The sequence below is a fragment of the Aliihoeflea sp. PC F10.4 genome (assembly GCF_054612275.1).
Map to the genome: position 1 here is coordinate 1166683 of NZ_JBTSWH010000001.1, position 12280 is coordinate 1178962.

Here is a 12280-nt window from a genome sequence, read left to right on the forward strand (position 1 = left end):
GCCATATAGGACTTGGAATGGCCGCCCAAGACGTGTATTGAGCCGCGGCGTCCTGCGCTTTTCGTGCGCAGGCAAGAACAGATCACCCGGATTTTCTTATGCAAACCATCCTCATCGTCATCCATTTGCTCGTCGTCACGGCGCTCGTCGGCGTCGTGCTCCTGCAGCGTTCGGAAGGCGGTGGCCTTGGCATCGGCGGTGGTGGCAACAATGCGATGGCCGCGCGCGGATCGGGAAATCCGCTGACGCGCGCCACGGCGATCCTGGCTGCGATCTTCTTTGCGACCTCGCTCGGCCTGTCGCTTCTGGCGCGGTACGGCGAGCGTCCGACGGACTTCCTCGACCGCATTCCGGTTGAGCAGGGCACGCCGGCACCTTCGGGCAGCGGCGGCGTTCTCGACCAACTCGGCGGCAGCAACGACGACGTCCCAAGCGCTCCTGCGGCTCCTAGTGCGCCTTCAGCAGACGATGGCGCTCCGGCGCAGCAGCCTGCTCCAGAGGCTCCGGCTCCTGCGCCTGCGCCTGAAGAGCCTACGGCACCTACGCCCCCGAACAACTGATTTCGTCTACCGAACCAAAGCCCGCTGTGTTTTGGCGAACACAGCGGGCTTTTTTCGTTGTGCGGTTAACCTTGCGGCGCGAGTTCCACTTGAAGCCGTCCGCGCCTTTGCTAATGCTTCTTCGTCCGACATGATCGGATGGGGCCGGCGCACGCGCCGTAGGGGCTTTTCAAAATGAAAATCTGGGTCGTTCCGGCAATTCTCTTTGTCGGGTTCTTTTTGCAGTCCTGTTCGCAGACGGGTGGGGCTGATGGCGCCGTTGCGGCGAGTGCTCCCGCTCGTGTGGAAGCGCCGACGACTGACCTCGCAGAATTGCGCAGGCAGGGCAACACCGGCGAGCTGCGCTCGACGCGCACCGTCTCGACCGGCTTCATGCGGCCGGTGGAAACCGCATATCTCGCCGAAACGCGCGCGCTGGACGAAGTCCTCTTCGAGCGAGAGGCGCGCCGCAAGTTCACGCCGAAGGCGGAGCAGATGCCGCGCACAGTCGCCTATTCGGGCTATGAGCCGGGCACCATCGTCGTCGATACGAGAGAGCGGGCGCTTTATCTGGTCGAGGACAGCCGCTCGGCGCGGCGCTACGCCATCGCGGTCGGCAAGGACGGCCTTGAATTCAAGGGGACCGCGAAGGTCGCTGACAAGCAGGAATGGCCGCGCTGGTTCCCGACCAAGGCCATGCAGGAGCGTGAACCGGCCAAATATGGCCGCTACAAGGAGGGCATGAATGGCGGGCCGGACAATCCCCTCGGCGCGCGCGCGATCTACCTGCACCAGAACAAGGTCGACACGCATATCCGCATCCACGGAACCAACCAGCCCGAAACGATCGGCAGCGCATCGTCCAACGGCTGCTTTCGCATGGTAAACGAGCACGTTCAGGACCTTTACAATCGCGTGCGGGTCGGGGCCGAAGTGGTCGTTCTCTGACGATCCTTCCCCATCGTTCGGTTGAAAATGCGCCGGTCGTCCATTTTGGGGCTGGCGCATTTTCGTTTGTGGCGATAATCACCGACTCCCATGGCGCGATATGTATTCATCACCGGCGGCGTGGTCTCCTCACTCGGCAAAGGCATTGCAGCAGCGGCTCTGGCAGCCCTTTTGCAGGCCCGTGGCTATCGTGTGCGACTGCGCAAGCTCGATCCCTATCTCAATGTCGATCCGGGCACGATGTCGCCCTATCAGCACGGCGAGGTGTTCGTAACCGACGACGGCGCGGAGACCGATCTCGATCTCGGTCACTACGAGCGCTTCACCGGCAGGTCCGCGAACCAGCAGGACAACATCACCACCGGGCGCATCTACAAGAGCATCATCGAGCGCGAGCGGCGCGGTGATTATCTCGGCGCGACGGTGCAGGTCATTCCGCACGTCACCGACGAGATCAAGAATTTCATCCTCGAAGGCAACGAGGACTACGATTTCGTGCTGTGTGAGATCGGCGGCACAGTCGGTGACATTGAAGCGATGCCGTTCCTCGAAGCCATTCGCCAGCTTGGCAACGATCTGCCGCGTGGACAGGCGGTCTACGTCCATCTGACGCTGATGCCTTGGATTCCGGCTGCCGGCGAGTTGAAGACCAAGCCGACACAGCATTCGGTCAAGGAACTGCGGTCGATCGGTATTGCACCCGACATTCTGCTCGTGCGCGCGGACCGGCCGATTCCCGCTGAGGAGCGTCGCAAGCTTTCGCTGTTCTGCAATGTGCGCGAGACGGCCGTCATTCAGGCGCTCGACGTGTCGCACATCTATGACGTGCCGATGGCCTATCACGATGAGGGCCTCGATTCGGAAGTGCTGGCCGCGTTCGGTATCGACCCGGCACCCAAGCCGCGCATGGAGCGTTGGCAGGAGGTGTCCAACCGCCTGCACAGCCCCGAAGGCGAAGTCACGATCGCCATCGTCGGCAAATATACCGGCCTGAAAGATGCCTATAAGTCGCTGATCGAAGCGCTGTCGCATGGCGGACTGGCGAATCGGGTCAACGTCAAGCTCGACTGGATCGAATCGGAAGTCTTCGAAAAGGAAGACCCGTCGCCCTGGCTGGAAAAGGTTCACGGCATTCTGGTGCCGGGCGGGTTCGGCGAGCGCGGTTCCGAGGGCAAGATCCTCGCCGCCAAGTTCGCACGCGAGCGCAAGGTGCCGTATTTCGGCATCTGCTTCGGCATGCAGATGGCGTGCATCGAGGCGGCGCGGTCGCTCGCGCATGTCGAGAACGCCTCGTCGACGGAGTTCGGTCCCGCCAAGGAGCCGGTGGTCGGTCTGATGACCGAATGGCTGAAGGGCAACATGCTGCAAAAGCGTCAGGCGGCAGGTGATCTCGGCGGAACGATGCGGCTCGGCGCTTACAAGGCGGCGCTGAAGGACGGCACGAGGATCGCTGACATCTACGGTTCGACCGAGATTTCCGAGCGCCATCGCCACCGCTACGAGGTCAATGTCGACTACAAGGAACGGCTGGAAGAAAGCGGACTGGTGTTCTCAGGCATGTCCCCGGACGGTGTCCTGCCGGAGACGATCGAATATGCCGACCATCCCTGGTTCATCGGTGTCCAGTATCATCCGGAGTACAAGTCGCGCCCGTTCGAACCGCATCCGCTGTTCGCATCGTTCATAGAGGCTGCTGTCGAGCAAAGCCGTCTGGTGTAACGCGCCTGGCGTTGCCGATGGTATCGAGAAACATCTGCGCACACCGGTCCCAGCAAAACGTCTCGGCATGGCGGCGGGCGTTCTCTCGGTCGATATCAAGGGCGCTTAGGCAGGCGTTTCGAAGATCATCGTCGATGCAGCCCGCGCTCGACCCTTCGATGATGTCGATCGGCCCGGTGACGGGGTAGGCCGCGACCGGCAAGCCGCTCGCCAGCGCCTCCAGTATCACGAGACCGAACGTGTCGGTGCGGCTGGGAAAGACGAAGGCGTCGCTCGACGCGTAGAAGCTTGCCAGCTCCTCGCCGCTTCTCTGGCCCATGAAGTGAACGTCCGGATAGGCGCGGCGAAGCCGTTCCAGATCCGGACCGTCACCGACGACCACCTTGCTGCCCGGCAGGTCGAGATCGAGAAAGGCCGGCAGGTTCTTTTCGACCGCGACACGCCCGACCGAGAGGAAAATGGGCCGTGGCAGGTCGAGTTCGGTCGCGCGCGATGGGTGGAACAGCGACAAATCCACGCCTCGCGACCATGGCTGCACCTGTTCGAACCCATATCCCTTGAGTTCGCGTGCGAGCGAAGGCGTTGCGGCGAGCGTGGCTTCTCCCGCATTGTGGAAGCGCCGGAGCCACGCGTAGCTGAGACTTGTCGGGACTGGCAGGCGTGCGCGCAGATATTCGGGAAAGCGGGTGTGGTAGCTCGTCGTGAACCGTCGCCCGGCGCGCAGGCAGGCGCGTCGGGCCATGATGCCGAGCGGCCCCTCGGTGACGATGTGGACATGGTCGGGGTTGCTTTGCCTGATTCTGGCAGCGACGCGCGCAGGCGTCGTCAATGCCAGCCGGATTTCCGGGTAAAGCGGCATCGCCAACGTCCGGTGGTCGGCCGGCGTCATCAGTTCGCATTCGATCTGGCTGTTTCGCAGCCCATCGATGACATGCTGCATCGTGCGCACGACGCCATTGACCTGCGGCGCCCAGGCATCGGTGACAAATAGAATCCGCATGACATGCTCCCCGATTCGGTCGATGCGTTCGACGGTAGCGATGGCGTGTGAACCCTGTGCAACAACGTCTAAAGCTGCAGTTTCAGGCTTGTCGGGCGGGGCTTGTCAGTACTTCGCGTATCGGGCAAACCGACAGCCATGACACGAGCGCTCGATCACTGCGTCCTTCCGGTTTCAGATTTGTCGCTGGCGAGCGATCGCTATGGCCAGCTTGGTTTCACGGTTGCGCCGCGAGGCGCGCATCCGTTCGGCACGATCAATGCCTGCGTCTATTTCGGCGATGATACGTTTCTGGAGCCGCTGGCAGTAGGCGACGCCGGCCTGACCGACGAAGCCATTCAAGTCGGCAACGTGTTCGTCGCCCGTGACGCACTCTATCGGAAAAATGTAGGCGAGGACGGCTTTTCGGCGCTCGTCTTCAAGACGGACGACGCGCGCGGTGACCACGAAGCGTTCGTGGCTGCCGGCATTTCGGCCGGTCAGGTGCTCGATTTTTCACGCGCGTTCGTCGATCCGGCGGGTAATGACAGGACCGTTTCGTTTCGCCTGGCTTTCGCCGCACATCCTCAAAGCGCCGCATCCTATTTCTTCACCTGTCAGCGCATCGATGCGCCTTTGGCGTCGGGACGCGCCGCACTCGAGCAGCACGCAAATGGCGTCGTCGGCATAAAGGGTGTCTCGCTTGGTGCCGATCGTCCGGAAGAGCATGAGCAATTTCTGGCCGCGCTCACCGGGGCTTCTGTGGACGAAAAAGGTTCCGGCCTGCGCGCGAATCTGTCGAGCGGCGCTGTAGACATTATCGCGTCAAAAGGGCCGTTGAGGCTGGAGGCGATCCGCTTTGCCGTCATGGATCTCGGTGCGACCGCCGGATTTTTCGAAGCGAACGGCATTGCGTTCGAACGCACCGATCGCCAATTGACGGTTCCAAAGGCTCCCGGTCAGGGCGCGACATTCATCTTCGAGGACAGAACATGACCAGCCCGAATGCCACCGTAACGGTCGGCAATGTCAGCTTTTCCAACGCCGCGCCTTTTGTCCTGATCGCCGGTCCATGCCAGCTCGAGGGCCGGGATCATGCGTTCGACATGGCCGGCCGGCTCAAGGAGATGACGGACAGGCTCGGCCTTGGTCTCGTCTATAAAAGCTCGTTCGACAAGGCGAACCGCACGTCGCTGAAAGGCACGCGCGGTGCCGGGCTCGAAGCGGCGCTGCCCATATTCGCCGACCTGAAGAAAGAATTCGGTTTTCCGGTGCTGACGGATGTTCATACCGAAGAGCAGTGCGCAATCGTCGGCGAGGTCGTGGATATTCTGCAAATCCCGGCATTCCTGTCTCGCCAGACGGACCTTCTGGTGGCTGCTGCGAATACGGGCAGGGTCGTTAATGTGAAGAAGGGGCAGTTCCTTGCGCCCTGGGACATGAAGAACGTCGTCGCCAAGGTGACCGAATCCGGCAATTCGAACGTGCTCTTGACTGAACGCGGCGCATCCTTCGGCTACAACACACTCGTTTCCGACATGCGTTCGCTGCCTATTATGGCCGAGACGGGTGCGCCGGTGATCTTCGATGCGACCCATTCCGTGCAGCAGCCGGGTGGGCAGGGCGGCTCGTCGGGCGGCGAGCGCCGCTTCGTCGAGACGCTGGCGCGGGCCGCCGTCGCAGTCGGCGTCGCGGGCGTCTTCATCGAGACGCATCAGGACCCCGACAACGCACCATCCGACGGTCCGAACATGGTGCCGATCGACCGGATGGAAGCGCTTCTGGAGCGCCTGATGGCGTTCGACAAGATCGCCAAGTCGTCGGAACATTCGGCGGTCTGAAAGGTTTGATGCCCAGCGGGAAACGAACCCAACGGAGCATTGAAAATGACCACTGCAGCTGGACATACGGAAGCCATTCAGGCTTCGCGCGTCATCGGAACGAACGTCTACAACACCCAAGGTCAGCACATCGGTTCGATCGAGGACGTAATGCTGGAAAAGACCTCGAACAGCATCATGTATGCGGTGATCGGCTTCGGCGGATTTCTCGGGATCGGCGAGAAATATCATGCGATCCCGTGGTCGTCGCTTGATTACGAGAAGGATCAGGCCGGATATGTCGTGCCGTTTTCTCGCGAGCAGCTCGAAGCGGCTCCTGTCCATGAGATCAAAGACCTGACGAGCGGCGACGGCAAGGCCGCGCGGGACGCGTCCTACGAATATTACAAGGTTCCGCCTTACTGGATCTGACGCAACGATTCGGCGAAAACGATGGCCTCGCCTCGGCGGGGCCTTTTCTTTGCGTCATTGCCTTTTCGCCTCCATTCGCTAAGACACGCCCACCTGTTTCCCAATGACGAAGGTGCCCCAAATGACTGCCATCATCGACATCACGGCCCGCGAGATTCTCGACAGCCGCGGCAATCCGACCGTCGAGGTCGATGTTCGTCTCGAAGACGGTGCGTTCGGCCGCGCTGCCGTACCCTCGGGCGCGTCGACAGGCGCGCATGAAGCCGTCGAACTGCGCGACGGCGGCAGCCGCTATCTCGGCAAGGGCGTGGAAAGCGCCGTCGAGGCCGTGAACGGCGAAATCTTCGAAGCCATCGGCGGGATGGAAGCGCAGGACCAGCTTCATATCGACCGCACCATGATCGAACTCGACGGCACGCCGAACAAGGCGCGGCTCGGCGCGAACGCCATTCTCGGCGTTTCGCTCGCGGTCGCCAAGGCGGCAGCGGAATCGTCCGAACTTCCGCTTTACCGTTATGTGGGCGGCGTGGGCGCGCATATCCTTCCCGTCCCGATGATGAACATCATCAATGGCGGCGCGCATGCCGACAACCCGATCGATTTCCAGGAATTCATGATCATGCCGCTCGGCGCGGATTCGTTCCGCGAGGGGCTGCGTTGGGGCGCGGAAATCTTTCATACGCTCAAGAAGGATTTGAAACAGGCCGGTCACAACACCAATGTCGGCGACGAAGGCGGCTTCGCACCGAACCTCAAGAGTGCGGAGGATGCGCTCGATTTCGTGACGAAGTCGATCGAGAAGGCAGGCTTCAAGCCGGGCGAGGAAGTCGCACTGGCGCTCGATTGCGCGGCGACGGAGTTCTTCAAGAACGGCGTCTACGACTATGAGGGCGAGGGGCAAAAGCGCGACGGGCAGGCGCAGGCCGACTATCTCGCCAAGCTTTGCGACGCCTACCCGATCATCTCGATCGAGGACGGCATGGGCGAGGATGACTGGGACGGTTGGAAGGCGCTGACCGACAAGGTCGGTGCGAAGGTCCAGCTTGTCGGCGACGATCTCTTCGTCACCAATTCGGCCCGCCTCAAGGACGGTATCCGCATGGGTGTCGCCAACTCGATCCTCGTGAAAGTCAATCAGATCGGCTCGCTGTCGGAAACGCTCGACGCCGTCGAGACCGCGCACAAAGCTGCCTACACGGCCGTCATGTCGCACCGCTCCGGCGAAACGGAAGATTCGACCATCGCCGATCTCGCTATCGCGACCAATTGCGGGCAGATCAAGACCGGCTCGCTCGCGCGGTCGGACCGGCTTGCCAAGTACAACCAACTCCTGCGCATCGAGCAAGAACTTGGTCGTTCGGCGCGTTATGCAGGACGTGAGATCCTCCGTTCTGGCCTGCGCGCGTAACTGTCCATTAAGCATGAAGGGTTCACATGGGGGAATCGAAGGATTCTTCTCAAAATGCCCATGTGGACCCGTCATCACAAACAGCGAAATACCGGGCGCTTCATCGTGCCCGTCATCGCCGCGATCTTCCTCGCCTATTTCGGCTATCACGCCTTTCACGGTGCCTACGGCCTCGAGGCGAAGAAACGTCTGGAAGAACGGGTCGCCGTCCTGCAAGCTGAACTCGACGCGCTCGTCGAGGAACGCGAAGCGCTTGAAACCCGGCTCATTTTGATCAACGATGGCACGATCGAGCGTGACATGCTCGACGAACAGGCGCGCCGAGCGCTCGATCTTGTTCGTGACGACGAAGTCGTCATCTATTTGGATCGTGATTAACTCACTTTCAGTTAATCACACTTTTCCTCATATTTTTCAGCCGGTTCATGGCATGGAAGCTATGCGATTTCGCCGTAGCGGCTGTCATGTTGCCGTGCTAGCCTAAGGTCAATATCCGGAAACATCAGCGGTTTCCGGTTGTCCGCAAAGAGACACCTTGGGAGACCCGAAGGCATGGCCACAGCCGCCAAGAGGGCGTCGCGCGCAAAGCCCGACGCCAAATCCGCGTCCGCAATTAAAACCCCGCCGCCCGTAGAGTTCTCGAAGGAAGATGAACTCAAAGCCTATCGCGACATGCTGCTGATCCGCCGTTTCGAGGAAAAGGCCGGTCAGCTTTATGGCATGGGTTTCATCGGCGGTTTCTGCCACCTTTATATCGGCCAGGAGGCTGTCGTCACCGGAATGCAGATGGCCCTGAAAGAGGGCGATCAGGTCATCACCGGCTATCGCGACCATGGACACATGCTCGCAACCGGCATGAACGCGCGTGGCGTCATGGCCGAACTGACCGGCCGCCGTGGAGGCTACTCCAGGGGTAAGGGCGGCTCGATGCACATGTTCTCCAAGGAAATGAATTTTTACGGCGGCCACGGCATCGTCGGCGCGCAGGTCTCGCTCGGCACCGGTCTCGCCTTCGCCAACCGCTATCGCGACAACGACAACGTCTCGCTGATCTATTTCGGCGACGGCGCGGCCAATCAGGGCCAGGTCTACGAGAGCTTCAATATGGCCGCGCTGTGGAAGCTGCCGGCCATCTACATCATCGAGAACAACCGCTACGCGATGGGCACGTCCGTCGCTCGCGCCTCGGCACAGACGGATTTCTCGCAGCGCGGCGCGTCGTTCAACATTCCTGGCATCCAGGTTGACGGCATGGATGTGCGCGCGGTGAAGGCTGCAGCGGAGCTGGCGGTCGAGCGGGGCCGTGCGGGCGACGGCCCGATCATCCTCGAGATGCAGACCTATCGCTATCGCGGGCACTCCATGTCCGATCCGGCGAAGTACCGTACCAAGGACGAAGTGCAGAAGATGCGCTCCGATCACGATCCGATCGAGCAGGTGAAGGCGCGGCTTCTGGACAAGAAATGGGCGAGCGAGGACGAACTGAAGGCTATCGACAAGGAGGTTCGTGAGATCGTCGCCGATTCGGCGGAGTTTGCGCAGAACGATCCCGAGCCGGACGTGTCCGAGCTTTACACCGACATCCTGCTTTGAGGAGCGCGCCCCATGCCGATTGAAATTTTGATGCCCGCGCTCTCGCCGACGATGGAAGAGGGCAATCTGGCCAAATGGCTTAAAAAAGAAGGCGACAGCGTCGCCGCCGGTGACGTGATCGCCGAAATCGAGACCGACAAGGCGACGATGGAAGTCGAAGCCGTTGACGAAGGCACGATCGGCAAGATCCTGATCGAGGCCGGCACCGAAGGTGTGAAGGTCAATACGCCCATCGCCGTCCTGCTTGAGGAAGGCGAAAGCGCTGACGATGTCGGCAAAGCGGGTAAACCCGCTGCCAAGTCCTCGGATGAGCCGGAACAGACGGCGGATGCTGCCGGCGGCAAGGACAAGCAGGCAACCGAGGAGCCGAGCGCGAAGAAGGACGGGGCATCTGTCCCGGCCGCGCCGAAAGTGGACGTCGCCGCCGATCCGGATATCCCAGAAGGCACCGAAATGGTGCCGACCACAGTTCGCGAAGCGCTTCGCGACGCGATGGCCGAGGAAATGCGCCGCGACGAAACAGTCTTCATCATGGGCGAGGAGGTCGCCGAATATCAGGGCGCCTACAAGATCACGCAGGGGCTGTTGCAGGAATTCGGCGCAAAGCGCGTGGTCGACACGCCGATCACCGAACATGGTTTTGCCGGAGCGGGCGTCGGTGCGGCGATGGCGGGTCTCAAGCCCATCGTCGAGTTCATGACGTTCAACTTCTCGATGCAGGCCATCGACCAGATCGTCAATTCGGCGGCCAAGACGCTCTATATGGCTGGCGGCCAGATGGGTGCGCCGATGGTGTTCCGTGGCCCGAACGGCGCTGCGGCCCGCGTGGCCGCACAACACTCGCAGTGCTATGCGGCCTGGTACAGCCACATTCCGGGCCTGAAAGTCGTCATGCCTTATACGGCGGCCGACGCGAAGGGCCTGCTCAAGGCCGCGATCCGCGATCCGAATCCGGTCGTGTTCCTCGAAAACGAAATCCTCTACGGCCAGACCTTCGACGTGCCAAAGCTGGATGATTTCGTGCTGCCGATCGGCAAGGCGCGCATCCACAAGACCGGCAAGGATGCGACCATCGTTTCCTTCGGCATCGGCATGACCTATGCCGTCAAGGCCGCCGAGGAACTGGCGGGCGAGGGGATCGACGTCGAGATCATCGATTTGCGCACGATCCGTCCGATGGACCTCGATACCGTTATCGAGAGCGTGAAGAAAACCAACCGTCTCGTCACGGTCGAGGAAGGCTTCCCGCAATCGTCGGTCGGCCAGCACATTGCCACGCAAGTCATGCAGCGCGCGTTCGATCATCTCGACGCGCCGATCCTGACCGTCGCCGGCAAGGACGTGCCGATGCCTTACGCGGCAAATCTCGAAAAGCTGGCCTTGCCGAGCGTCGCCGAGGTCGTCGAGGCGGTGAAGACCGTCACCTACAAGGCCTGAGGGAGGGCGGACCATGCCGATCAACATCACCATGCCCGCGCTTTCTCCCACGATGGAAGAAGGCAATCTGGCCAAATGGCTGGTCAAGGAAGGCGACAAGGTCGCACCCGGCGACGTGATTGCCGAGATCGAAACTGACAAGGCGACGATGGAAGTCGAGGCCGTCGACGAGGGCACGGTGGCGAAGATCGTCGTGCCAGCCGGCACCGAAGGCGTGAAGGTCAACGCGCTGATCGCGGTTCTCGCTGAGGAAGGCGAGGATGCGAGCGCCGCCGCTAAAACCAGTGGCGATGCGCCAAAAGCCGAAGCCAAGCCCGAAACGGCCGAGCCTGCGCCGAAGCAGGAAGCCTCGTCCTCTGAGAAGCCGAAGCAGCCGGAAGTCAAGGCGGACGCGCCCGCACCTCAAAAATCGGCAGGCGGTGAGCGGACATTCGCTTCGCCGCTCGCGCGCCGCATCGCGAAGGATGCCGGTATCGATCTAGCGTCGATTACGGGGTCCGGCCCACATGGCCGCGTTGTGAAGGCCGATGTCGAAGCTGCTTCGAAGGGTGGCGCGCCGAAGGCGGACGCTGCCGGCAAGGCCGCTCCGGCTGCAACGCCGGTCAAAGGCATGTCGGACGACGTCGTCCTCAAGCTCTTCGAGGAAGGCTCCTACGAACTCATCCCGCATGACACGATGCGCAAGACGATCGCGCGCCGCCTCGTCGAGGCGAAGACGACCGTCCCGCATTTCTACCTGACGCTCGACTGCGAGATCGACGCTCTGCTCGCTCTGCGCAAGCAGATCAACGACGCCGCGCCGAAGAAAAAGACGGAAAAGGGCGAGGAGCCGGCCTACAAGATTTCGGTCAACGACATGGTCATCAAGGCGATGGCGATGGCGCTGATGGAGGTTCCCGACGCCAATGTCTCGTGGACCGAAAGCGCGATGGTCAAGCACAGCCACGCCGATGTCGGTGTTGCGGTCTCGATCCCCGGTGGGCTGATCACGCCGATCGTACGTAAGGCGGACGAAAAGACGCTGTCGAAGATCGCGAACGAGATGAAGGACCTCGCCGGGCGCGCGCGTTCGCGCAAGCTCAAGCCTGAGGAATATCAGGGCGGGACGACGGCCGTTTCCAACCTCGGCATGTTCGGCATCAAGGATTTCGCTGCCGTCATCAACCCGCCACATGCCACGATCCTCGCGGTCGGTGCAGGTGAAGAGCGGGCCGTGGTGAAGAACGGCGAGATCAAGGTTGCCAATGTGATGTCGGTTACGCTTTCGACCGATCATCGTGCGGTCGACGGCGCGCTGGGTGCCGAACTTCTTGCAGCCTTCAAGCGCCTGATCGAAAATCCAATGGGAATGCTGGTGTAGTTTTTGTCGACGCAACGTCAGGGCCGTTATCCTGACGTTGCTCCT

At 61.5% G+C, this 12280-nt stretch carries 12 protein-coding genes; 11 read left to right on the forward strand and 1 reads right to left on the reverse strand.

Annotated elements, in window-relative coordinates; all coding sequences use genetic code 11:
• The first annotated feature begins 98 nt into the window (after positions 1–98).
• The 3 genes from secG to ACX82Z_RS05810 all read left to right on the forward strand — a co-directional run bounded on the left by secG (position 99) and on the right by ACX82Z_RS05810 (position 3206).
• A complete protein-coding gene (gene secG / locus ACX82Z_RS05800; protein WP_459587153.1) occupies positions 99–560 on the forward strand; it encodes a preprotein translocase subunit SecG in 462 nt (153 codons plus the stop codon).
• 174 nt (positions 561–734) lie between these two features.
• The gene (locus ACX82Z_RS05805; protein WP_459587155.1) at positions 735–1487 is read left to right on the forward strand and encodes a L,D-transpeptidase; all 753 of its coding nucleotides are present in this window, start codon (positions 735–737) and stop codon (positions 1485–1487) included.
• Between the two features lie 90 nt (positions 1488–1577).
• On the forward strand, positions 1578–3206 hold the full coding sequence (locus ACX82Z_RS05810) for a CTP synthase (protein ID WP_459587157.1): 1629 nt from the start codon (positions 1578–1580) through the stop codon (positions 3204–3206).
• On the opposite strand, the gene ACX82Z_RS05815 is transcribed toward ACX82Z_RS05810, so the two are convergent.
• On the reverse strand, positions 3169–4206 hold the full coding sequence (locus ACX82Z_RS05815) for a glycosyltransferase family 4 protein (protein ID WP_459587159.1): 1038 nt from the start codon (positions 4204–4206) through the stop codon (positions 3169–3171). The genes ACX82Z_RS05810 and ACX82Z_RS05815 overlap by 38 nt on opposite strands.
• A 138-nt stretch (positions 4207–4344) precedes the next feature.
• Here ACX82Z_RS05815 and ACX82Z_RS05820 point away from each other — a divergent pair, with 138 nt between their 5' ends.
• The 8 genes from ACX82Z_RS05820 (at position 4345) to ACX82Z_RS05855 (ending at position 12235) form a co-directional block, all read left to right on the forward strand.
• On the forward strand, positions 4345–5181 hold the full coding sequence (locus tag ACX82Z_RS05820) for a VOC family protein (protein ID WP_459587161.1): 837 nt from the start codon (positions 4345–4347) through the stop codon (positions 5179–5181).
• Positions 5178–6026, forward strand: coding sequence for a 3-deoxy-8-phosphooctulonate synthase (gene kdsA, locus ACX82Z_RS05825; protein ID WP_459587162.1), 849 nt, complete (start codon positions 5178–5180; stop codon positions 6024–6026). Before ACX82Z_RS05820 ends, kdsA begins: the two co-directional genes overlap by 4 nt.
• Positions 6027–6071: 45 nt before the next feature.
• Complete coding sequence (locus tag ACX82Z_RS05830) at positions 6072–6437, forward strand: PRC-barrel domain-containing protein (protein ID WP_459587164.1); 366 nt, start codon at positions 6072–6074, stop codon at positions 6435–6437.
• Positions 6438–6558: 121 nt separating this feature from the next.
• Positions 6559–7845: a phosphopyruvate hydratase gene (eno, locus tag ACX82Z_RS05835; protein WP_459587165.1), complete on the forward strand. Its 1287-nt coding sequence runs from the start codon at positions 6559–6561 to the stop codon at positions 7843–7845.
• Positions 7846–7899: 54 nt separating this feature from the next.
• Positions 7900–8223, forward strand: a complete 324-nt coding sequence (locus tag ACX82Z_RS05840) for an FtsB family cell division protein (protein WP_459587166.1) — start codon at positions 7900–7902, stop codon at positions 8221–8223.
• Positions 8224–8397: 174 nt separating this feature from the next.
• A complete protein-coding gene (gene pdhA, locus ACX82Z_RS05845) occupies positions 8398–9438 on the forward strand; it encodes a pyruvate dehydrogenase (acetyl-transferring) E1 component subunit alpha (protein ID WP_459587168.1) in 1041 nt (346 codons plus the stop codon).
• A gap of 12 nt (positions 9439–9450) precedes the next feature.
• On the forward strand, positions 9451–10875 hold the full coding sequence (locus tag ACX82Z_RS05850) for a pyruvate dehydrogenase complex E1 component subunit beta (RefSeq protein WP_459587169.1): 1425 nt from the start codon (positions 9451–9453) through the stop codon (positions 10873–10875).
• Between the two features lie 13 nt (positions 10876–10888).
• A complete protein-coding gene (locus ACX82Z_RS05855; RefSeq protein ID WP_459587171.1) occupies positions 10889–12235 on the forward strand; it encodes a pyruvate dehydrogenase complex dihydrolipoamide acetyltransferase in 1347 nt (448 codons plus the stop codon).
• The last annotated feature ends 45 nt before the right edge of the window (positions 12236–12280 follow it).

Bases quoted from the DNA above. Each gene is read 5' to 3' on its own strand.
- secG (WP_459587153.1), top strand. From the start codon at position 99: ATGCAAACCATCCTCATCGTCATCCATTTGCTCGTCGTCACGGCGCTC.
- ACX82Z_RS05805 (WP_459587155.1), top strand. From the start codon at position 735: ATGAAAATCTGGGTCGTTCCGGCAATTCTCTTTGTCGGGTTCTTTTTG.
- ACX82Z_RS05810 (WP_459587157.1), top strand. From the start codon at position 1,578: ATGGCGCGATATGTATTCATCACCGGCGGCGTGGTCTCCTCACTCGGC.
- ACX82Z_RS05815 (WP_459587159.1), bottom strand. From the start codon at position 4,206: ATGCGGATTCTATTTGTCACCGATGCCTGGGCGCCGCAGGTCAATGGC.
- ACX82Z_RS05820 (WP_459587161.1), top strand. From the start codon at position 4,345: ATGACACGAGCGCTCGATCACTGCGTCCTTCCGGTTTCAGATTTGTCG.
- kdsA (WP_459587162.1), top strand. From the start codon at position 5,178: ATGACCAGCCCGAATGCCACCGTAACGGTCGGCAATGTCAGCTTTTCC.
- ACX82Z_RS05830 (WP_459587164.1), top strand. From the start codon at position 6,072: ATGACCACTGCAGCTGGACATACGGAAGCCATTCAGGCTTCGCGCGTC.
- eno (WP_459587165.1), top strand. From the start codon at position 6,559: ATGACTGCCATCATCGACATCACGGCCCGCGAGATTCTCGACAGCCGC.
- ACX82Z_RS05840 (WP_459587166.1), top strand. From the start codon at position 7,900: ATGCCCATGTGGACCCGTCATCACAAACAGCGAAATACCGGGCGCTTC.
- pdhA (WP_459587168.1), top strand. From the start codon at position 8,398: ATGGCCACAGCCGCCAAGAGGGCGTCGCGCGCAAAGCCCGACGCCAAA.
- ACX82Z_RS05850 (WP_459587169.1), top strand. From the start codon at position 9,451: ATGCCGATTGAAATTTTGATGCCCGCGCTCTCGCCGACGATGGAAGAG.
- ACX82Z_RS05855 (WP_459587171.1), top strand. From the start codon at position 10,889: ATGCCGATCAACATCACCATGCCCGCGCTTTCTCCCACGATGGAAGAA.